Origin of the sequence: Streptomyces sp. NPDC048565 (genome assembly GCF_040650935.1) — a bacterium.
Classification (GTDB): domain Bacteria; phylum Actinomycetota; class Actinomycetes; order Streptomycetales; family Streptomycetaceae; genus Streptomyces.
Window position 1 is genome coordinate 109,494 of record NZ_JBEZIH010000018.1, and the last position, 21,733, is coordinate 131,226.

The following is a 21,733-nucleotide window of genomic DNA, read 5'->3' on the forward strand; positions in this document are numbered from 1 at the left end:
CCTCGCTACTGTCGCGCGGCCTTTCGCCGCTGGGTGAGGGGGTCAGCGACGACGTCCCTGGCCGAACTCGCCGCCCATGTCCTTGTCGCTGCCCATGTCGTCCTTGCCGTCCGCGTAGTCGATCTTCTCCTTGCGGAGCTCGGCGGAGACTTCCTTCTGCTCGGTGACCTTGCTGGTTTCGAGACGGACCCGTTCCACCGGGACCGACTCCTTGCGGACGGTGGCTCGTTCGGCGTGCAGGGTGACTTCGACGTCCTGTTCGCCGAGATCATTCGTCCCCTTCACACCCGTGGCCTTCTCGCCCGGCTGCAGAGGCTCGCGTACGACGCGCACCTCCTCGTGGGACACCGGCACCGTCCGCGTGACGTTTTCGGTCACGACGTACTTGTGCAGGCGTGCCGTTCCGCTCTCGTACTCCTCCGTACCGACCTGGAGCTGCTCCTCGGACCGGAGCATCTCCTCGCCGCCGGCACCGGCGGCGGACCGCTCGGCTCCGGTTCCGGCGAGCGGGCGGGACGTAGTGGAGGCCGTGTCGCGGTGCTTGCCCGTGCCGGTGGCCTTCGCCTGGCCACCGGAGGTCGTACGGGCGGTGCCGGCTGCTCCGGCCGCACCCGCCGCACCCGCGGCACCCATGGCTCCCGTTCCGGTCCCGGACGTCGTGCGCGCGTCGCCGCCCGCACCGCCGCCGGTGGCCTTCCTGGTCATCCCGTAGTGCCGGTAGAGCTCCTCCTCCTCCGACACGGACAGGTGCGCGTCGGCGTCCACCCGGGGGGCTTCCTTGACGCGGTCCTTCGGATGCGAGACGTGCAGGTCGGAGCCCACCCGGCGGGCCCCGGCAAGCGGTACGAAGCTCTCCTTCATGCCGAACATGCCGGTCTTGACCGTGATCCAGTCGGGCTTGCCGGTGTCGTCGTCGACGTACACCCGCCCCACTGTGCCGACTTTCTCTCCGTCGCTGTCGTAGACGGTCAGACCGTCGAGTTCTCCGGAATCCGTGAAACCGTCAGCGGCTCCCATGGCCGATTCCTCCTCGCCCGGGCGCGTCCTGCGGTTGGGTCCAGCAGGGGAGGCGCGTCCGGATTCCATCGCGCCTCACCCGGATGGACGGTGCAACTTCCCGGCCCGAGCGGCGAGCGGCCCAGGACATCGGGAAGGGGCGGTGGCCCCGCTCCACGCGGTTATCCGCCCCGCGAGCCCATTACGCCATTCGAGTGAGCCGACGCCCGGATGCGGCGGAAGAGCGGCAACGGCCCGCCCGTATGATCGACGCGCTGCCGCCGACCGTCGGCAGGCCTGTCACAGGGGGTGCGCCATCGGATCCGTAAGCATCCGGCTGCCCCGGCAGCGCGGCGAGCTGCTGGCCCGCCAGGAGGACGGCATCGGGCTGCACCACCTGGTGTGGCGGCTGGGACCCGGCTGGCGGGTGTGCAGCAGCGCCGTGCTCGGCGGCGGACTCGGCCCGCGCGCCTGGATCCTGAACGCCCAGGTGCCCGGCGGCTACCCCCGCCTCGACCCCGCCCTGCACCTCTCGGAGATCGCGGCGGCCGAGGCACTGTCCGGCCCCGGGGCGGGACTGATGACCGCGGCCGACGTCACCGCGCACACCGTCGCCGATGACGGCGGCGCGACCGCGACGGTCACCAGCGGTCTCGGCGTACGGGGGTGGGCGGCCGTCCCGGCCGAAGGGACCGAGGAGCCGCCCCTGCCGGGAACGGTCAACATCGTCGTCACCCTCCCCGTGCCGCTCTCCGACGCCGCCCTGGTCAACGCCGTGGCCACCGCCACCGAGGCGAAGGTCCAGGCACTTCTGGACGCCGGACTCGACTGCTCGGGGACACCGACGGACTCGGTCTGCGTCGCCGCGCCCGACCCGGAGGAGCGGCCCGGTGAACCGTTCGCCGGACCGCGTTCGCTCTGGGGCGCACGACTCGCCAGAGCCGTGCACAGCGCCGTTCTGGAGGGCGCCCTGCGGCAGTCTTGAGGCCCTCCGGTCAAGGAACCGGCCCGCACCGACGAAGGGAACCCACCCATGACCACCGCATCCCCCGCCGACGCCGCATCCGGTACGCCGACCGTCGCGGTCCTGGGCACCGGGATCATGGGATCCGGGATGGCCCGCAGCCTGCTCAGGGACCGGCTCCCCGTCCGCGTCTGGAACCGCACACGCTCGCGCGCCGAACCGCTGGCCTCCCACGGGGCCGTCGTCACGGACACACCGGAGGAAGCGGTACGCGGAGCCGATGTCGTCCTCACCACCCTGAACGACGGCCGGTCCGTCGCCGAGACCCTCACCGCCGCGACCCCGGGCCTGCGCCCGGGACAGGTCTGGTTGCAGAGCGCCACCGTCGGGCTCGACGCCACGACCGACCTCGCCCACCGGGCCGCCGGACTGGGGCTCGTCTACCTCGACGCCCCCGTCTCCGGCACCAAGCAGCCCGCGGAGCAGGGCGCACTCACCGTGTTCGTCTCCGGTCCGTCCGACGCCCGGGCGACGGCGCAGCCCGTCCTGGAGGCGATCGGACAGCGCACCGTGTGGGTCGGGGAGGAGCCGGGGGCCGCCACCCGGCTCAAGCTCGTCGCCAACACCTGGGTGATCAACATGGTCAACAGCGTGGCGGAATGTCTCAATCTCGCCGAGGGCCTCGGGCTCGACCCGCAGCTCTTCCTGGACGCGATGAAGGGCGGCCCGCTGGACACGCCGTATCTCCAGGGCAAGTCCGCCGCGGTGCTCTCCGGGGACCTCAGCCCGAGCTTCGCGCTCTCCACCGCGCTCAAGGACTCCCGGCTGATCCTGGAGGCGGCCGAGGCGTCCGGAGTCACCCTGGACCTGGTCGCCGCCTCCGCCGAGCGGTTCACCCGGGCGGAGGCCGCCGGACACGGCGACCAGGACATGATCGCCACCTACTACGCGGGCCGGCCTGCCCAGTAGGTCAGTCCACGGTGACCGGTGACGCCCCGGCCGGGACGAGCGGGGCAGCGACCGAGGCGGCTGCGACCAGCCTCAGCAGATCGCGGCGGTCGATCCCCGCCGATCGTGCGCCGCCACGGACCCATTGGCGAAGCCGCCCCCGGTCGTACGCGACCTCGGACCGGTATGTGACTCTTGTGCGCTCCAGGGGAAGAGGTCTGCGGTCAGGACCGGGGTCGGGCCGGTTCGGCGGCCGGGGGCAGCAACTCCCGTACGAGGGCGCCCACCTGATCGGTCTCGATGAGGAACCCGTCATGCCCGTACGGGGATTCGATGAGCCGGATGTGGTCCGCGCCGGGCAGCAGCAACGCCTGCTCCGCCTGCTGCGACGGTGGGTAGAGCCGGTCCGAATCGATGCCGGCGACCAGGGCCGGCATGTCCGCCCTGCGCAGCGCCCGCGCGACGCCGCCGCGGCCCCGGCCCACGTCGTGACCGTTCATCGCCTCAGTGAGCACCACATAGCTGCCCGCGTCGAAACGGTGCACCAGCTTGGCCGCGTGATGGTCGAGATACGACTCCACCTGATAACGACCGCCCCGCGAGGGCAGTTCACCGGGCTGCGCCCGCCGGCCGAACCGCGCCCCCAGCTCCGCCTCGCTGCGATACGTGACATGGGCGATCCGCCGGGCCAGCCCGAGACCCTGGTGCGGGCCCGAGCCGGGCGGTGCGCCGTGGTAGGCGCCGCCCTGCCAGCCCGGGTCGTTGCGGATCGCGGCGATCTGGGTGCTGCCCCACGCGATCTGTTCGGCCGAGGACGCGGCGGGAGCGGCGAGCACCAGCAGTGATCCCGTACGGTCCGGGCGGCTCACCGCCCATTCGAGCGCCCGCATGCCGCCCATCGAACCGCCGATCACCGCCGCCCACCGGCCGATCCCCAGGGCATCCGCCAGCCGCATCTCCGCCACCACCTGGTCACGGATCGTCAGACGGGGGAAATCCCCGCCCCAGTGGGCGCCGTCGGACCGCAGGGAGGCAGGCCCCGTGCTGCCCTGGCATCCGCCCAGGACGTTCGGCGCGACGACGAACCAGCGGTCGGTGTCCAGGGCGCGGCCAGGGCCGATCAGCGCGTCCCACCAGCCGGCCGATGGGTGCCCAGGCCCGGCGGGACCCGCCGCGTGGCTGTCACCGGTCAGCGCGTGCAGGAGGAGCACCGCGTTGGCCCCGTCCGGCGCGAGCTGCCCCCAGGTCTCGTACGCCAGTCGTACGTCCGGCAGCGTGGCACCGGACTCGAGACCGAGCGGCCCGTCGAGCGCCACCCATGAGCGCCCGCCGGGCGGGTCCCCCTCCCGCCGGCCTCCGGAAGCCGGCGGGAGGGGAGGCGCGGGGACCGCGAAGACGCGGTTCAGGACGCGGCCTTCGCGGCGCGGAACCCTGCCTCCAGATCCGCCTTGAGGTCGTCCACGTTCTCCAGACCCACCGAGAGCCGCACCAGGCCGGCGGTGGCTCCGGTGGCGGCGAGCTGCTCCTCGGTCAGCTGGCTGTGCGTCGTGGACGCCGGGTGGATGATCAGGCTTCGCACATCGCCGATGTTGGCCAGATGGCTGAACAGCTCGACCGCGTCCACGAACCGCTTGCCTGCCTCCACCCCGTCCCGCAGTTCGAAGGCGAGCACCGCGCCGGCGCCGCGCGGCAGATAGCGCTGCCCGGCCTGGTACCAGGGGCTCGACTCGAGGCCTGCGTAGTGCACCGCCGACACCTCGTCGCGGCCCTCCAGCCAGCGGGCGAGCGCGAGTGCGTTGGACGTGTGCCGCTCCAGCCGCAGGCTCAGCGTCTCCACGCCCTGCAGGAGCAGGAAGGCCGAGTGCGGCGAGAGCGCGGGACCGAGGTCGCGCAGCAGCTGGACCCGCAGCTTCACCGCGAAGGCACCGTGCCCGAGGTCCGGCCAGTACCGCAGACCGTGGTAGCTGGGGTCGGGGGTGTGGAAGTCGGCGAAGCGCTCGGCGTGCGCGCCGAAGTCGAAGGTGCCACCGTCCACGACGACACCGCCGATCGTGGTGCCGTGGCCCCCGAGGAACTTCGTCGCGGAGTGCACCACGATGTCCGCGCCGTGCTCCAGCGGCCGCAGCAGATAGGGCGTGGGCACCGTGTTGTCGACGATCAGCGGGACTCCCGCGTCGTGGGCCACGTCGGCCACGCCGCGGATGTCGAGGACGTCGCCGCGCGGATTGCCGAGCGTCTCCGCGAACACGGCCTTGGTGCCGGGCCGGATGGCGGCCCGCCAGGCCTCGATGTCATCGGGGTCCTCGACGAACGACACCTGGATACCGAACCGGGGGAGCGTGTGCCGGAACAGGTTGTACGTGCCGCCGTAGAGGGAGGCGGAGGAGACGACATGGTCCCCGGCGCCCGCCAGCGTCAGGAGCGCCAGTGTCTCGGCGGCCTGGCCCGAGGCCAGCGCGACCGCGGCGACCCCGCCCTCCAGCGCGGCGATCCGCTGCTCCAGGACGTCCTGGGTGGGGTTGTGGATCCTGGTGTAGATGTTGCCGGGCTCGGCCAGCGAGAACAGGTCGGCCGCGTGCTTGGTGTCCTTGAAGACGAAGGAGGTCGACTGGTAGATCGGCACTGCCCTGGCACCGGTCGTCGGATCGGGGACCGCGCCGGAGTGGATCTGCTTCGTCTCGAAGGACCACGCGGCCCCGGCGTCCTGCCGGTCCTGGTCCTCAGGGGTGTGTCCCGCGGTGACGGAGTCGACGGGCTGGCTCATGTCATACCTCGCACGGTCGTTCGGAGGATGTCCGCGGAGCATGGTGGCGGCGCGGTGGGCGTACTGATTACGGACCGTAGAGCCGGGTGGCGCCGGGATGGAAGCAGGTCGCGCACGTGGCCACGAAGCTGAAATGCGGCCGCAACAGACGGACCGGGCCGGACCCCGTCCATGGGGCCGGCCCGGTGTCGGGTGTGCGTCAGTCCTGGGTGAACATGCCGCTGCGCAGCTTGCGGAGTATGCGGCTGAGCAGCCGGGAGACATGCATCTGCGAGATACCGAGCTCCTCGCCGATCCGAGCCTGTGTCATCTCCTGGCCGAAGCGCATGTCGATGATGCGGCGCTCGCGTGCGTCGAGACCGTCCAGCAGCGGGGCGAGCGTATGGAGGTTCTCCACCGTCTCCATCGCGGGGTCCGGCTCGCCCAGGACGTCGGCCATGGTGCGCCCGCCCGAGGCGTGGCCGGCCGGCTCCGCCGCGTCGGCCGGCAGGTCGATCGATCCCGCCGTGTAGCCGTTGGCCGCGACGATGCCCTCGGTGATCTCCTTCTCGTCGAGGCCGAGGTGCTCGGCGAGCTCCGGCACCGAGGGGTCCCGGTCCAGGTCCGCCGCCAGCGTCTCCTTCGCCTTCGCGAGATCCACCCGCAACTCCTGCAGTCGCCGCGGCACATGCACGGACCAGGTGGTGTCCCGGAAGAAGCGCTTGATCTCACCGACGATGTAGGGCACCGCGAACGAGGTGAACTCCACCTCGCGGGCGAGGTCGAAGCGGTCGATGGCCTTGATCAGGCCCATGGTGCCGACCTGGACGATGTCCTCCATCTCGCCGCTGCCGCGGTTGCGGAAGCGGCCGGCGGCGAACCGCACGAGGGACAGGTTCATCTCGATGAGGGTGTTCCGGGCGTACTGGTACTCGGGGGTGCCCTCCTCGATCTCCCGCAGGCGGTCGAAGAAGAGCTTCGACAGCTTCCGCGCGTCCTGGGGAGCGACCTGCCCGGCGTCCTCGATCCATGGAAGCAGGTCCGGGGCACCTGCTCGCTCCGCATCGGCGGTTTGTGCAGTGTGCGCGGTCATCCGTCACGCTCCTCGAATGGTAGGCCGTGAGGTGTAGTCGCCTGCCCGTCCGTCAGCAACTCATGCAGAGGGGGGACGATTTGAGCCACATTGATGCCGATGACGGCGGGAACGGCCGTGGCCGCCCCCGGGCCGCGACGGCGGAGCCTCGCATGTGGGAGCACACAGAACCGCCCCACCGGTACGGGGGAGCCCGGTGGGGCGGTCAGGTCCAGAGTGCCACAGCCCGACGCCGGTTGGGGGCGTAACCCACGCAGTGGTGCGCGATTCGCAGGACCGGCCGTGGGGCGGTGTACGCCGGAGCACTTGGATTGCAGGTGTGTGAACGGACCGGCGGCCCGGGAATACGCACGCGCGGATCAGCCTTCCATCTCTGTCGCCGCCCGCCCATCGACCGGAGTGAGAGAGTCCATGCCCGAGGCCACACCCCTGTCCGCCGATCCGCCCCACCCGCTGGACAACCCCGCCCGCGCCTCCCTGACCGGTCCGCACGCCCACTTCGCCGAGCGGCGCGGCCGCATCCTGCGCTACCGCCCCGACATCACCCCCTGGCTCGCTCTGCCCGACGCGCCCGACGCCCAGGACTGGGCCGATGTCGCCGCGCTCGCGGGCCCCGGCGCGTCCGTCACGCTCACCGCCTTCCGCGAGCCCCCGCCGTCCGACTGGGAGATCGTCTTCCAGGCCGAGGGCGTCCAGCTGGTGGACGAGTCCGTGGACGCCGCCCCCGACCCGGAGGCCGTGCTCCTCGGTCCGGCCGACGTGCCGGAGATGCTGGACCTGGTCGAGCGCACCCGCCCCGGCCCGTTCCTGCCGCGTACCGTCGAGCTCGGCACCTATCTCGGTGTCCGCCGCGACGGGGTCCTGGTCGCGATGGCGGGGGAGCGGCTGCACCCGCCCGGCTGGACCGAGATCAGCGGTGTGTGCACGGACAGCTCGGTGCGGGGCCAGGGGCTCGCGACCCGTCTCATCAGGGCGGTCGCCCACGGCGTCAGGGAGCGGGGCGAGACGCCCTTCCTGCACGCCGCCGCGTCGAACACCTCCGCCATCCGGCTCTACGAGTCCCTCGGCTTCACCCTGCGCCGCAGGACCGCGTTCCTCTCCGCCCTGGTACCGGCGGAGGTGGAGCCGCACGCCGACGCCGGGCCCGAGGGCCGGGGTGCGGGTAGCTTGGAACACGTGGGGCATTAGGGACGAACCAGCGGGAGGCGTGCCGTGGTCATGGGACTCCGGCGCCCGTCAACGGCGCGCAGAGCACCGGTGCCCGGCACGTACCAGGAGGAGGCCTCGGCGGGCGCCGCCCGGATCGGGAACTGGGCGCTCACGCTGTCGCTCCTGCTCCTGACCGCCGTGGTCGTCGTCCTCGACGCCCTCACCCACAGCGAACTCCCGCTCATCCCTCTCATGGTCGTGATGCCGGCGCTGGCCTCCGTCTTCTGCACGGTCCGCCAGACCACCGTGGTGGCGGTATGGGTCATGCTGGTGGTCATCGGGTCCCGGTTCATCTGGTCAGGGGCCTTCTGGGGCGTGGTCTTCCTCATCGCCTTCTCCGCCCTCGCCTGCGGACTGGGCGTCGCCGCCTGCGCCGCGCGCATCCGGCACGCCAACGAGGTGGCGAGACTGCGCACGGCCGCCGTCGCGCTCCAGCGTCAGATCCTGCGCCCGCTCCCCGTCACCACGCGGCAGGTCTGCGCCCACGGTCTCTACGAGCCGATAGAGGAGGACCGCTTCGTCGGCGGTGACATCTACGAGGTCGTGCAGTCGCCCCACGGGACCCGCGTGATCATCGGCGATGTGCAGGGCAAGGGGCTGCCGGCCATCGGGGCCGGTTTCGCCGCGCTGGGCGCGTTCAGGGAGGCGGCCGTGAGGGAGCCCGAGCTCACCGCCGTGTCCGAGGCCGTCGAGGACGCGGTCGTCCGGCACAACGAATTCTCCGCGGAGTCCGGTGAGACCGAGCGTTTCGTGACCGCCCTGCTGCTGGGTTTCGACGGTGGTGACCGGGTACGGATCGTCAACTGCGGTCATCTGCCGCCACGGCTGCTGCACGACGGGAAGGTGTCGACGGTCACCCTGCGCCGGACGTCCGTGCCGCTGGGGATGGCGGATCTCGGGGGCGAGGCCCGCGTGGCCGAGTGGATCGACTTCCCGCCGGGCGCGGCGCTGCTGGTCTGCACCGACGGTGTGACCGAGGCGCGCGACGTGGAAGGTGCCTTCTACCCCTTCGACGACCGGCTCGGTCGATGGGTGGGGCGCGAGCCCGATGAGGTCCTGGACGCCCTCCAGGCCGATCTGGCGAGCTTCTCCGGGGGCGTACGCCGTGACGACGTGGCCGTGCTTGTCCTGAGCAGACCGCCGCACGGCGGGAGCACGGAGGAGTGCCCCGGGGGCTCCCCGGGGAACGGCGGCACGAAGTAGCACCCGCACTCTTGACGCATACATGCCCCTCGGGAACGCTCGTGGGAGCGCTCCCGCACCGCCGCATGGGAGCGCTCCCGCACGTTCGCCGCGACAGAGGGACGGACACCCATGCGCACCGGAACCACCTTGCTGAAAGCCCTGCCTCTCGCCTGTACGGCAGCTCTGCTGCTGACCGCCCAGACGGCAGCCGCCGGCCCCCCGGACGATGCGCGGACCGCTGCCGCGACCCACGCCGGCAGCGGGGGCGACCGGCTGTACGCCCCCGAGGCCAACCCCGGGGCGTACACCCAGGCCCTGGACCTCTTACGCCACGGCAAGGTGCGCGATGCCGCCGGGGTCGTGGCCATGGCCCGTACGCCGCACGCCGTCTGGTTCGGTGACCAGAGCCCCGCCGATGTCGAGAAGGAGGCGGGGCGGGTCGTCCGTGAGGCCGGCAGACAGCACTCCGTCCCGGCCTTCGCCCTCTACAACGTCCCGGGCCGGGACTGCGCCAACTACTCGGGCGGCGGCGCCTCCACGACCGAGGAGTACCGCGACTGGATCGACGCCTTCGCCCGGGGCATCGGCGACGGCGAGGCGCTGGTCGTCCTGGAGCCGGACTCCCTCGCCCTGCTCCCCGCCGACTGCGGGCAGGACGACGAGGAGGGGACGAAGACCGCGGCCCGCTACACCGAGGTGAACTACGCGGTCGACACACTGGAGCCGCTCGCCGGCACCAAGGTCTACCTCGACACCGGGCACCCGGGCTGGCATTCGGTCAACAGCATCGTGCCGCGTCTCGTCGAGGGCGGTGTGGAGCGGGCCACCGGCTTCTACACCAACGCCTCCAACTACTTCACCGAGGAGGACAGCGCCTGGTACGGCACTCTCATCTCCTCCTGCCTCGCCTACGTGGACAAGGGCGGCGACAGCGCCGACTGCCCGGACCAGGGTTGGCCCCGCGCCGACGCCCAGGCCTGGCTCGACGCCCATGACGACGCCGACCCCGCCCGGATGAAGCACTTCATCACCGACTCCAGCCGCAACGGCCGCGGCACCTGGACCCCGCCCGCGGACACGTACACCGACCCGCAGGAATGGTGCAACCCGCCGGACCGCGGCCTGGGTGCCCGTCCCACCACCCGCACGGGCGACCCGCTCCACGACGCACGCCTGTGGATCAAGATCCCGGGTGAGTCCGACGGCCTCTGCCTGCGCGGGACGGAGGGCCCGGAGGACCCGGAGCGCGGGACGCTCGACCCGGCCGCGGGCGACTGGTTCCCCGAACAGGCCCTGGAGCTGGTCAGGTTCGCCGAGCCCCCGCTGTTCTGACGTCCGCCACCACATTCAGGCCTCCGGCGGCACGGCTGTGCCGCCGGAGGGCCTGGATCATGAACCCCCGCGCCCGTACGCTCGTCCCGTCCTGGCCCCCACACACAGGAGTTACCCATGGGACAGCACGCCGTCGTGATCGACCCCGCAGGCCGCGACATCCACGGGGAGGCGGACGCCCTCCGCGCCCAGGGCTCCGCCGCGCGGGTCGAACTGCCCGGCGGAATCACGGCCTGGGCGCCGACCGGGCACCGGGTGCTCAAACAGCTGCTCGCCGACGACCGGGTGTCCAAGGACCCCAACCAGCACTGGCCCGCCTGGATCGAGGGGGAGTTCCGGGAGACCTGGGTCAACACCTGGGTGGGCGTGACCAACATGTTCACCGCCTACGGCGCCAACCACCGGCGTCTGCGGAAACTCATCTCCCCGGCCTTCACCAAGCGCCGCACCGACGCACTGGCCCCCCGCGTCGAGGAGATCAGCGCCCGCCTCCTCGACGCGATGGCGGAGCAGGCCGCCGACGGCCCCGTGGACCTCAGGGCGGCCTATGCACACCCCCTGCCTATGGAGGTCATCTGCGAGCTCTTCGGGGTGCCGTCGGACAGCCGGACGGACACGGCGAGGCTCGTCGGTGAGGTCATGGACACCACCGTCACACCCGAACAGGCCCTCGCCACCTGGCAGGAGGTCCACGCCCTGCTGGCCGGGCTCGTCGAGGCCAAGCGGCAGCAGCCCGGAGACGATCTGACGAGTGCTCTGATCGCCGCACGGGACGAGGAGGGCTCCGGCCTCACCGAGGAGGAACTCATCGACACCCTCCTCCTCGTCATCGGCGCGGGACACGAGACCACGGTCAACCTCATCGGCAACGCCGTGCACGCCCTCCTCACCCACCCGGACCACCTCGGCAGGGTGCTCGCCGGTGACATCCCCTGGAGCGAGGTCGTCGAGGAGACACTGCGCTGGGCGCCGTCGATCGCGAACCTCCCCCTGCGGTACGCCGTCGAGGACATCGAGCTGCACGACGGGATCACCATCGCCCGGGGCGACGCGATCCTCGCGACGTACGCCTCCGCGGGCCGCGACCCCGGCCGCCACGGCGGGGACGCGCACCACTTCGACCCCACCCGGATCGACAAGGACCATCTCGCCTTCGGCCACGGCGTGCACTACTGCGTCGGCGCTCCGCTGGCCCGACTGGAGGCGTCGATCGCCCTGCCCGCGCTCTTCGCCCGCTTCCCGGCCCTGCGCCTCGCCGACCCGACCGTCCCCGCCGCCCAGGTGGAGTCGTTCATCGCCCACGGATTCGGCACGCTGACCGTGCGGGTGGGCTGAGCTCCACGACGCCCCGTGTTCACCATAAGGACTCATGGGATCCTGTACGTGTAGCGTTCACCTATCTGATGGGCTGCCGTCAGGAATCCCATGGATGTTTTCGGCCATGGACATTCCCCGTTTCGGAATCCCCGAGAAGCTCGCCGACCGCATGAGCATGGCCGAGCAGCACGAGTACCTGCGCAGCCGGCTCACCCGGCGCGGTGTGCTCCGCACGAGCATGGCGACGGCGGCCGTCGCGGGCACCGGCCTGGCCTCGGGTATCGCCTCCCGGCCGGCGTACGCCGCCACGCACGACGCGGTCACCTCGCCATCGAGCTCGACGCGGGTGGACGGTTCGCTGGTCGCCCCCTTCGGCCGGCACCTGGCGTACGGGGCCGACGCGAAGACGCAGATGACGGTCTCCTGGCAGGTCCCCTTCGCGGTGAAGCGGCCCTACATCCGGATCGGGCTCAAGCCGTGGGCGCTCAGCCGCAAGATCGACGCGGAGATACGGAACCTGACGACGCCCCTGCTCAACGACGGCAAGATCGCGGCTGCCGAACAGTTCTACGTACACGCCGCCCTGGAGCGCCTCAAGCCCGGCACGACCTACTACTACGGCGTCGGCCACGACGGCTTCGACCCGGCCGACACCCGCAACCTGGGCACACTAGGCACCTTCACCACCGCGCCCGCGCGCGCCGAGGCCTTCACCTTCACGGCCTTCGGCGACCAGGGCGTCAGCTACGACGCGCTCGGCAACGACCAGCTGATCCTCGGTCAGAACCCCGCCTTCCACCTGCACGCGGGCGACATCTGCTACGCCGACCCGTCGGGTTCAGGACAGGAGGACGACGCCTACGACGCCCGCACCTGGGACCAGTTCCTCGCGCAGACGGAGACCGTCGCCAAGACCGTGCCCTGGATGGTGACGACCGGCAACCACGACATGGAGGCCTGGTACTCACCGGACGGCTACGGCGGCCAGAACGCCCGCTGGACCCTGCCGGACAACGGTCCCGACCCGGTCGACCAGCCCGGCGCCTACTCCTTCACGCACGGGAACGTGGGTGTGATCGCACTCGACGCCAACGACGTCTCGTACGAGATCCCGGCCAACTTCGGTATCAGCGGCGGCAAGCAGACGCGCTGGCTGGACCGGCGGCTCGGCGAGCTGCGGGCCCGGCACGACATCGACTTCGTCGTCGTGTTCTTCCACCACTGCGCGTTCTCCACGACCAACGCGCACGCCTCCGACGGCGGAGTGCGTGACGCCTGGGTGCCGCTATTCGAGAAGCACCAGGTGGACCTGGTCATCAACGGCCACAACCACGTCTACGAGCGCACCGACGCGATCCTGAAGAACACGGTGCGCCGCGCGGTCCCGATCGGCGAGCGCACCGACCCGACGCGGGACGGCATCGTGTACGTCACGGCCGGCGGCGCGGGCAAGGCACTGTACGACTTCCCGGCGCCCGACAGCTACGAGGGCCACCTCTCGGACACGGAGAGTGTGGAGACCTACCACGTGGTCAAGGGTGGCGGAAAGGCGACCGAGACCGTCGAGTGGTCCCGGGTGCGCTACACCGGCTTCTCGTTCCTCGCGGTGGAGGTGGAGACCGGCCGGAACGCGCGTATGAAGGTCACCGCGCTCGCCGAGTCGGGGGAGCGCGTCGACCACTTCGAGATCAGCCGGGGCTGAGCGCCCCGGTGCGCCGGTGCGGGGGCGGGCGTACACCGTCAGGGCCGCCCGCACCGGGCGGGGAGGCCCGCCGCCGGTAAATCGCCGGTGCGGGCGCCCGGGGCATGGTTACACTGGGCGCCATGGGTTCGTACTACTTCTTTCTCTGATACACGGCAAGGACGCCGCCACGCGACGCTGAGCGTCGGCGTGTGACCCTCCGGGTCACACCGTGGGCCGCCGTCCTCTCCACTGTCCGACACCCCGCTCCCGCGGTGCGCCTCCTCCGTCACTGACGTCGAGACGCGCCCCGCCGAGGGCCTGTCACTTCAGGGAAAGCACCCATGTCTCTTCAGTACCCCCGCGCCCAACTGGCCATGAACGACGTCTCCAAGGCGTACGGCGACCGGTCCGTCCTCGACCAGGTGTCCCTCACCGTCCGCCCCGGCGAGAAGGCCGGTGTCATCGGAGAGAACGGGTCGGGGAAGTCCACCCTGCTCCGGCTGATGGCCGGCGCCGAGACCCCGGACAGCGGTGACATCACCGTCAGCTTCCCGGGCGGCACCGGTCACCTCGCGCAGACCCTCACCCTCGACCTCAGCGGCACGGTCCAGGACGCCGTCGACGCCGCCCTCGCCGAACTCCGCACCCTGGAACGGGCGATGCGCGCGGCGGAGAGGGAGCTGTCGGAAGGGGACCCCACCGACGCGCGGCTCGCCGCGTACGGGGACCTGCTGACGGCGTACGAGGAGCGCGGCGGATACCAGGCGGACGCCAGGACCGATGCCGCGCTGCACGGCCTCGGGCTCGGCCGTCTCACCCGCGACCGCGTGCTCGGGACGCTGTCCGGCGGTGAGCAGTCCCGGCTGGCCCTGGCCTGTGTGCTGGCCGCCGCACCGGAGCTCCTGCTCCTGGACGAGCCGACCAACCATCTCGACGCCACCGCGGTCACCTGGCTGGAGGAGCACCTGCGCGCGCACCGGGGCACCCTGGTCGCCGTCACCCACGACCGGGCGTTCCTGGAGCGGATCACCACCGTGATCCTGGAGGTCGACCGTGATGTGCGGAGCGTCTCCCGGTACAGCGACGGTTGGGACGGCTACCGCACGGCGAGGGCCGCCGGGCGCCGCCGATGGGCCCAGGAGCACCAGGAGTGGCTGGCCGACCTGGCCCGCACCGAAGAACTGGTGGGCTCCGCCGGACGGCGCCTCGCGGGAACGGGCAAGGACCCCGGGCAGGGCTTCGGCAAGCACCGCAGGTCGCACGAGGCCAAGCTGTCCGGCCAGGTCAGGGCGGCCAGGACCCGGCTGGAGACGCTGCGCCGCTCACCCGTCCCCGCGCCCCCACGGCCGCTGCGCTTCACCGCCGACCTGGCCCTCGCCTCCGCGCACGACGCCGGGGCGGACGCGTACAGCCGATCCGCCCCGCTCGCCGAGCTGGACTCCGTCCGTGTCGGCGAACGTCTTGACCTGCCCTCGCTGCGCGTCGAGCCCGGCTGCCGGCTCCTGGTCACCGGGCCCAACGGCGCGGGGAAGACCACGCTCCTGCGCGTCCTGGCCGGAGACCTCCAGCCGGACGCCGGCACGGTCCGGCGGCGCGGCGCGATCGGCTACCTCCCGCAGGAGCTCCCCGTCAGGCCCACCCGCCGCACCCTGCTCGCCACCTTCGCCGCGGGCCGGCCGGGATTCCCGGACGAGTACGTGGACGAACTGCTGGCCCTCGGGCTGTTCCGCCCCGAGGACCTGAGCGTGCCCGTGGCGGCCCTGTCCATCGGGCAGCAGCGCAGGCTCGCCCTGGCACGGCTGGTGACCCGCCCGGCGGATCTCCTGATCCTGGACGAGCCGACCAACCACATCGCGCTCGGCCTGGTCGAGGAGCTGGAGGCGGCACTCGACCGGTACGCGGGAGCCGTCGTGGTCGTCTCGCACGACCGCAGCTTCCGGGGACGCTTCACCGGCGAACGCCTCGAACTGCGGGCAGGCCGCGCGATGACGGACACGGCCTACGCCTCCGAGGGCGCACGCCCCTCGCGTACGTAGGCGCGCAGCCGCTCGACGAAGACCCGCTGGCCGGCGACGAGCCGTTCGACGGCGTCGTCCGGTGTGCACCAGGCGAACCGGTCCATCTCCGGGAACTCCCGCAGCACACCGGACCCCCTCGGCCACTCCATGGTGAACGTGCCGGGGACCGCCGGGCCGGGGTCGAGGTCCGCTTCCACCGCCCATACGGTCACGGTCTTGCCGCCGGACTGACGTGTCTCGCCCAGCGGCACCCAGGCCCCGTCCGGGAGGGGCAGCCCGAGCTCCTCCTCGAACTCCCGGCGCGCGGCGGCGGCAGGTTCCTCGGGCGGCTCGTACTCACCCTTGGGGACGGACCAGGCCGCCGTCTCGCGGCGGGCCCAGAACGGTCCGCCCATATGGCCGATCAGCACCTCGGCGTCCGGCCGGCCGTCCGCACCGGTCACGGTCCGGAAGAGGAGAAGCCCCGCGCTGCGCCTGACTGCCGACATGGCGTCAAGTGTGCGGTCCTGGCGCGCCCGGGGCCACCGGACCGAGGCGCGGCAGACCGAGCGGGGCGGCCGGGGGCCGCCCGGGTCACCCGTTCGCCGCGCGTTGTTCCTCCTGATGTCCCTGTTGTCCTCTGGTGCCTCCCACCCGGCCCGGTCATGCTGTCCGCCGACAGCGCAGTTCCGGTGAGCAACCCGCTCCGCAACAGGAGGACTTGTGGGCCCAGGCATCTCACGCGGCACCCTACGGCCACTCGTGCTGCTGGCGACGGTGGCGGCGACGGCGCTCGGGGCCGTCGCGCCCGCGGCAGCCGACCCGACCCCGGACCCCCGCCCGCACACCACCGCCGAGATCCTCAGACCCGTCGCCCCGCCGGCCGCGAGCGGGCCGCCCGGCGGAGCGAGATCCGTCGTGGACGGCGACGGCATCGAGACGGCCCGGGCTTCCCGCCCCGTCGCCCCCGGCGTACGTCTGAGCTCCTACGACCGCCTCGAATCCGACAAGTGGCTGCGGGTCGACACCCTCTCCGTCGATCTGGACGGCAGCGGGGTGCGCGCCGACTACCTCTCCTCCGGCAAGGTCGCGGACCGGCACACGGTCTCCGAGCTCGCGGCCGCGCACGACCCGGGGCGCGGCCGTCGTACCGTCGCCGCGATCAACGCGGACTTCTTCGACATCGACGGGACCGGAGCACCCGAGGGCCCCGGGATCCAGGACGGCCGGCCGGTCCACTCCCCGGCCCCCGGAACCAACCACGCGGTGGGCATCGGACCGCGGAACGCGGGCCGGGTCCTGGAGCTGTACTTCGACGGCACACTGACCCTCCCCTCGGGCACGCACCCGCTCGCCGCGTACAACGCGGCGAACGTGCCCGCCGACGGCGTCGGCGCCTACACCTCCGCCTGGGGCAGCGCCGACCGCGCGCTGACCGTCGACGACGCGCGGCCCGTCGCCGAAGTCGCCGTGCGTGACGGCAAGGTGGTCTCCGTGTCGGACACCCCCGGATCGGGCCCCGTGCCCGAGGACACCGTGGTCCTCCTCGGCCGTGAGGCAGGCGCCGCCCCGCTGGCCGCCCTGCGGCCCGGTGATCCGGCGGCCGTCGCCTACCGGGCACGCACCGACGGTGGAGCCGTGCCGCGCACAGCCGTGGGCGGCCGGGAGCTGCTCGTCGTCGACGGGACGGCGCAGGACCACGACGGCGAGGGCAACGACACCGCCGCACCCCGCACCGCCGTCGGGTTCTCCAAGGACGGCAGGACCATGCAGGTCATCACCGTCGACGGCCGCCAGAGCGACAGCGGCGGCGTCACCCTCACCGAGCTGGGCGAGATGATGCGCAAGGCCGGCTCCTACAGCGCTCTGAACCTCGACGGCGGCGGCTCGTCGACGCTCGTCGCCCGCGAGCCGGGCAGCGACACGCTCCAGGTCGAGAACAGCCCCTCCGACGGCAGCGAGCGCACCGTCCCCAACGGCCTCGCGCTGACCGCCCCCGACGGCAGCGGGCGACTCGAAGGCTTCTGGGTCGAGACCCGTACGCCCGCGGGTGCCGCCCCCGGCGACGACCCGGTCGCCGGCGGCCACCCCGAGCGGGTCTTCCCCGGCCTGACCCGCCGGCTCACCGCGGCCGGATACGACGAGACGTACGGCCCCGCCGCGGGCACCCCGCGCTGGCGTGCCGCCGACGCCACGGTCGGCAGCGTCGACGCGCGGGGAACCTTCACCGCCCGCAGCGGCGGCACGACCGATGTCCGGGCGGAGCGGGCCGCAGCCCACGGAGCGACCACGCTCACCGTCCTCGACCGGCTGGACCGGATCCGGCCCACCACCGTGCGCGTCGGCCTGGCGGACAAGGAGGCCACCGGCGGCTTCGGCATCGTCGGACTCGACGCCCACGGCGCGAGTGCTCCCGTCGAGCCCGCCGACGTCACCCTGGATTACGACCACACGCTGTTCGCCGTCGACGACGACGGCCAGGGGTCCTTCACCGTCAGGTCACTCACCGGCTCCGGAGCGGGGCAGATCAAGGCGACCGTCGCAGGCGCGGTCACGACTCTGGCGGTGAGTGTCGGCCTCTCGGAGCAGACCGTGTCGGACTTCGACGACGCCGGTTCCTGGACGTTCAGCCAGGCCCGCGCGGACGGCTCGCTCGCCGCGACGCCGGACGGGCACACCGGCACCGGGCTGCGCCTCACCTACGACTTCACCCGGTCGACGGCGACGCGCGCCGCTTACGCGGCCCCGCCTGAGCCCGTCGAGGTGCCGGGCCAGCCGCAGGCGTTCACCCTCTGGATCAACGGTGACGGCAACGGCGCCTGGCCGACCCTGCACCTCAAGGACGCGGCCGGCTCCGACCAGCTGCTGCGGGGGCCGTACATCACCTGGACCGGCTGGCGGCAGGTCACCTTCACCGTGCCGCCCGGCGCGGCGATGCCGCTGTCGGTGTCCCGCTTCTACCTCGCCGAGACGGCCGCGGCCCAGCAGTACACCGGCGAGATCGTCATCGACGGTCTGACGGCCCAGGTGCCGCCCACCGTGGAGCTGCCCGGACAGGAGCGGCCCGCCGACCCGTTGATCGCATCCGCCGCCGAGGCCGAGGGCCGGGACTGGCAGTTCGCGGTGATGTCGGACGCCCAGTTCGTCGCACGCGAACCGGACAGCGCCATCGTCCGCCAGGCCCGCCGCACCCTGCGCGAGATCAAGGCGGCGCGGCCCGACTTCCTCGTCGTCAACGGTGACCTCGTCGACGAGGGATCCCCCGCCGACCTCGCCTTCGCCCGCCAGGTCCTGGACGAGGAACTGGGGGACACGCTGCCCTGGTACTACGTGCCGGGCAACCACGAGGTGATGGGCGGGACGATCGACGACTTCATCTCGCAGTTCGGCCCCGCACAGCGGACGTTCGACCACAAGGGCACCCGGGTCGTCACGCTCGACACGTCGAGCCTCAGTCTGCGCGGCGGCGGCTTCGACCAGATCGAGCAGCTGCGTGCCCAGCTGGACGCGGCGGCCGATGACCGGTCCGTCGGGTCCGTGATCCTGATCGAGCACGTGCCGCCGCGCGATCCGACCGTGCAGAAGGGGAGCCGGCTGAGCGACCGCAAGGAGGCGGCTCTCGTCGAACAGTGGCTCGCCGACTTCCGTCGTACGACGGGCAAGGGCGCGGCCTTCATCGGCGGTCACGTCGGTGTCTTCGACGCCTCGCACGTGGACGGGGTCCCGTACCTGGTCAACGGGAACTCCGGCAAGGCACCCGCAGCACCCGTGGACGAAGGCGGGTTCACCGGCTGGTCGCTGATCGGCGCCGACCGGGTCCCCGCCGGTGAACAGGCGGCGGCGCGCCGCAAGCCGTGGCAGGGCGGACCCGACTGGGTCTCCGCGCAGACCCGCGCCCATGTCGACGCCCTGGCCCTGGACGCCCCCGCGACGCTCGGAGCGGGGGAGCGTGCGAAGGTGAGCGCCCACGTCACCCAGGGGGCGCTGACCGTCCCGGTGGCTTTCCCGCTCAGCGCGGACTGGACCGCGTCCCCGAACGTCCATATCGGGGACGCGCACGGCGCACGCGGGCGCCACATCGCGGCATTTGACCCCGCCACGGGCACGCTCACCGCGCTCAGGCCGGGCACCATCACGCTCGCGGTGAGCGTCAACGGCGTCACCCGGCAGGCACGGATCCGGATCGCGGCCGGGGCGGTGGCTCCCGCCGCCTGACGCCCCGTCGGTCATGGTGAAGGCCCGGGAAATCGGTGAAGGCCCGGGCCTTGCGCACTGTCGCACCAACCCCATAGGTTCCACGCTGGAATGGAGTGGGAGCGCTCCCAGTTCTGGCCCTGCCGGGCCCTGCCCGGCGTCTCGGCTCTACCGAAGGGACACCATGAAGAGCCCCATCCGCTATCTCCGGTCCATACGCACCAAGGCCGCCGCACTCGGTGTGGCCCTGGTCTCGTGCGCGGCCCTCGCCACCGCCGCCGCGCCCGCGCACGCCGACACCGAGGTCTGCCAGGCATACGGTTCGGCGGTCATCCAGGACCAGTACGTGGTGCAGAACAACCGCTGGGGCATCACCGAGGAGCAGTGCGTCGGTGTGACGGCGAACGGCTTCGAGGTGACCCGGGCCGAGGGCTCGGTCCCGACGACGGGGGCGCCCAAGTCGTACCCGTCCGTCTTCAACGGCTGCCACTACACGAACTGCTCTCCCGGCACCGGGCTCCCGGCACAGATCGGCTCGATCAGCGGCGCGCCTACCAGCATCACCTACGAGTACGTCGACGACGCGGTCTACGACGCCGCCTACGACATCTGGCTCGACCCCACGCCCCGTACGGACGGCGTGAACAGCACCGAGATCATGATCTGGTTCAACCGGGTGGGCCCCATCCAGCCGGTGGGGTCGCGGACCGGGTCCGCCACGGTCGCCGGACGTGACTGGGAGGTGTGGACGGGCAACAACGGCGGCAACGACGTGATCTCGTTCGTGGCCCCGTCCGCGATCGACAGCTGGAGCTTCGACGTCATGGACTTCGTCGACGAGACCGTCACCAGGGACCTGGCGCAGGACTCCTGGTACCTCACCAGCGTCCAGGCCGGGTTCGAGCCGTGGGAGGGCGGAGTGGGACTCGCCGTCAGCTCCTTCTCATCGGCCGTCGAGACCGGCGCCTGAGCCCGCCCCGCGACACCCCGAGACACCCTGCGCCGGCCGCCCCTCCCTACGGGGGCCGCCGGCGCAGTACCTCATGCCTTCCGGTAGCCGTAGGCGTCCGTGGCCGCGGCTTCCACCGTGTCCAGGTCGCCCCCCGCCGACGCCGTCACCAGCGCGGCGACCGCGCCCTCCACGAAGGGGGCGTCCACCAGCCGTGCGCCGTCGGGCAGTTCGTCACCCTCCGCCAGCATGGCCTTCACGGTGAGTACCGCGCTGCCGAGGTCCACGAGCAGCGCGACCCCCGCACCCCGGTCGACGCTCCGCGCGGCCTCGGCGATCAGCTCCGCGCTCGTCCCCAGGCCGCCGGCCGATGTGCCCCCCGCCGCCGCTATCGGTGCCGTCGCGCCCCCGGCCGCCAGTCCTTCGGCCAGCTCGACGGCGGCCTCGGCCAGCGGTGCGCTGTGCGAGACCAGCACGATCCCGACCTGCCTCCCGTCGCTCACGCGTTGCCTCCGCCGCTCGGTCCCGCGGCCTCCGCGAGCGCCCCGACCAGCAGCGCCGACGACGCGGCCCCGGGGTCCTGATGCCCGATGCTTCGCTCACCCAGATAACTGGCCCTGCCCTTGCGCGCCTGTAGCGGCACGGTCTCCAGGGCGCCGGCCAGCGCCGCGTCACGGGCCTGGTCGAAGGAGGAGCCCAGCACATCGACGGCCGGAAGCAGCGCGTCGAGCATCGTCTTGTCGCCCGCCTGCGCCCCGCCGAGCTGCGCCACGGCTGCGACGCCCGCACCGAAGGCCTCCGCCAGCTGACCGGGGGTCACCTCCGTCGCGTCGCCCAGCGCCTTGCCGGTGCGGCGCAGCAGCGTCCCGTACAGCGGCCCTGAGGCCCCGCCGACCGTCGAGATCAGCTGCCGGCCGGCCAGCGTCAGCACCGCTCCCGGAGTCCCGGGGGTCTCCTCGTCGAGTACGCCGCTCACCGCTTCGAAGCCGCGCCGCATGTTGTTCCCGTGATCGGCGTCACCGATCGCGGAGTCCAGCTCGGTCAGCCGGTCCGACTCACGGTCGACGGCGGCCGCGGTGGCGGCCATCCAGCGAAGGAAGAAATCGGTGTCGAGCACAGGGT

Annotated in this window: 16 protein-coding genes and 1 pseudogene; 10 read left to right on the top strand and 7 right to left on the bottom strand. The window is 72.3% G+C overall.

The window, feature by feature from the left end; all coding sequences use genetic code 11:
* Window positions 1-42: 42 nt before the first annotated feature.
* Window positions 43-1,017, bottom strand: a complete 975-nt coding sequence (locus AB0C75_RS22065; RefSeq protein WP_362893347.1) for a PRC and DUF2382 domain-containing protein — start codon at window positions 1,015-1,017, stop codon at window positions 43-45.
* Window positions 1,018-1,396: 379 nt separating this feature from the next.
* On the opposite strand from AB0C75_RS22065, the gene AB0C75_RS22070 reads away from it, so the two are divergent.
* Window positions 1,397-1,981, top strand: a complete 585-nt coding sequence (locus tag AB0C75_RS22070) for an adenosylcobinamide amidohydrolase (protein WP_362893439.1) — start codon at window positions 1,397-1,399, stop codon at window positions 1,979-1,981.
* A gap of 48 nt (window positions 1,982-2,029) precedes the next feature.
* Window positions 2,030-2,929 (top strand): NAD(P)-dependent oxidoreductase, encoded by a 900-nt coding sequence (locus AB0C75_RS22075; protein ID WP_362893349.1) that lies wholly within the window; start codon window positions 2,030-2,032, stop codon window positions 2,927-2,929.
* Between the two features lie 203 nt (window positions 2,930-3,132).
* On the opposite strand, the gene AB0C75_RS22080 is transcribed toward AB0C75_RS22075, so the two are convergent.
* From AB0C75_RS22080 to AB0C75_RS22090, 3 genes are all read right to left on the bottom strand, one after another.
* The gene (locus tag AB0C75_RS22080) at window positions 3,133-4,314 is read right to left on the bottom strand and encodes a homoserine O-acetyltransferase (RefSeq protein ID WP_362893440.1); all 1,182 of its coding nucleotides are present in this window, start codon (window positions 4,312-4,314) and stop codon (window positions 3,133-3,135) included.
* Window positions 4,311-5,672: a bifunctional o-acetylhomoserine/o-acetylserine sulfhydrylase gene (locus AB0C75_RS22085; protein WP_362893351.1), complete on the bottom strand. Its 1,362-nt coding sequence runs from the start codon at window positions 5,670-5,672 to the stop codon at window positions 4,311-4,313. Before AB0C75_RS22085 ends, AB0C75_RS22080 begins: the two co-directional genes overlap by 4 nt.
* A 199-nt stretch (window positions 5,673-5,871) precedes the next feature.
* A complete protein-coding gene (locus tag AB0C75_RS22090; RefSeq protein WP_362893353.1) occupies window positions 5,872-6,744 on the bottom strand; it encodes an RNA polymerase sigma factor SigF in 873 nt (290 codons plus the stop codon).
* A gap of 411 nt (window positions 6,745-7,155) precedes the next feature.
* On the opposite strand from AB0C75_RS22090, the gene AB0C75_RS22095 reads away from it, so the two are divergent.
* The 6 genes from AB0C75_RS22095 to abc-f all read left to right on the top strand — a co-directional run bounded on the left by AB0C75_RS22095 (window position 7,156) and on the right by abc-f (window position 15,507).
* Complete coding sequence (locus tag AB0C75_RS22095; RefSeq protein ID WP_362893355.1) at window positions 7,156-7,932, top strand: GNAT family N-acetyltransferase; 777 nt, start codon at window positions 7,156-7,158, stop codon at window positions 7,930-7,932.
* 30 nt (window positions 7,933-7,962) lie between these two features.
* The gene (locus AB0C75_RS22100; RefSeq protein WP_362893357.1) at window positions 7,963-9,156 is read left to right on the top strand and encodes a PP2C family protein-serine/threonine phosphatase; all 1,194 of its coding nucleotides are present in this window, start codon (window positions 7,963-7,965) and stop codon (window positions 9,154-9,156) included.
* Window positions 9,157-9,267: 111 nt separating this feature from the next.
* Entirely contained in the window at window positions 9,268-10,470 is a 1,203-nt protein-coding gene (locus AB0C75_RS22105; RefSeq protein ID WP_362893359.1) for a glycoside hydrolase family 6 protein, read from the top strand.
* A 117-nt stretch (window positions 10,471-10,587) separates the two neighbouring features.
* The gene (locus AB0C75_RS22110) at window positions 10,588-11,805 is read left to right on the top strand and encodes a cytochrome P450 (protein ID WP_362893361.1); all 1,218 of its coding nucleotides are present in this window, start codon (window positions 10,588-10,590) and stop codon (window positions 11,803-11,805) included.
* A 106-nt stretch (window positions 11,806-11,911) separates the two neighbouring features.
* Entirely contained in the window at window positions 11,912-13,489 is a 1,578-nt protein-coding gene (locus AB0C75_RS22115; RefSeq protein ID WP_362893363.1) for a metallophosphoesterase family protein, read from the top strand.
* Window positions 13,490-13,812: 323 nt separating this feature from the next.
* Window positions 13,813-15,507, top strand: coding sequence for a ribosomal protection-like ABC-F family protein (abc-f, locus tag AB0C75_RS22120; protein ID WP_362893364.1), 1,695 nt, complete (start codon window positions 13,813-13,815; stop codon window positions 15,505-15,507).
* Here the strand turns inward: abc-f and AB0C75_RS22125 are convergent.
* Window positions 15,471-15,977 (bottom strand): NUDIX domain-containing protein, encoded by a 507-nt coding sequence (locus tag AB0C75_RS22125; protein WP_362893366.1) that lies wholly within the window; start codon window positions 15,975-15,977, stop codon window positions 15,471-15,473. The genes abc-f and AB0C75_RS22125 overlap by 37 nt on opposite strands.
* A gap of 214 nt (window positions 15,978-16,191) precedes the next feature.
* Here AB0C75_RS22125 and AB0C75_RS22130 point away from each other — a divergent pair, with 214 nt between their 5' ends.
* On the top strand, window positions 16,192-19,683 hold the full coding sequence (locus AB0C75_RS22130; protein WP_362893368.1) for a phosphodiester glycosidase family protein: 3,492 nt from the start codon (window positions 16,192-16,194) through the stop codon (window positions 19,681-19,683).
* A 163-nt stretch (window positions 19,684-19,846) separates the two neighbouring features.
* Window positions 19,847-20,626 (top strand): annotated as a pseudogene (locus tag AB0C75_RS22135) (glycosyl hydrolase family 5); the annotation flags it as partial.
* Window positions 20,627-20,703: 77 nt separating this feature from the next.
* On the opposite strand, the gene AB0C75_RS22140 reads toward AB0C75_RS22135, so the two are convergent.
* On the bottom strand, window positions 20,704-21,114 hold the full coding sequence (locus tag AB0C75_RS22140; protein ID WP_362893370.1) for a PTS fructose transporter subunit IIA: 411 nt from the start codon (window positions 21,112-21,114) through the stop codon (window positions 20,704-20,706).
* Complete coding sequence (gene dhaL, locus AB0C75_RS22145) at window positions 21,111-21,728, bottom strand: dihydroxyacetone kinase subunit DhaL (protein WP_362893372.1); 618 nt, start codon at window positions 21,726-21,728, stop codon at window positions 21,111-21,113. Before dhaL ends, AB0C75_RS22140 begins: the two co-directional genes overlap by 4 nt.
* Window positions 21,729-21,733: the final 5 nt, after the last annotated feature.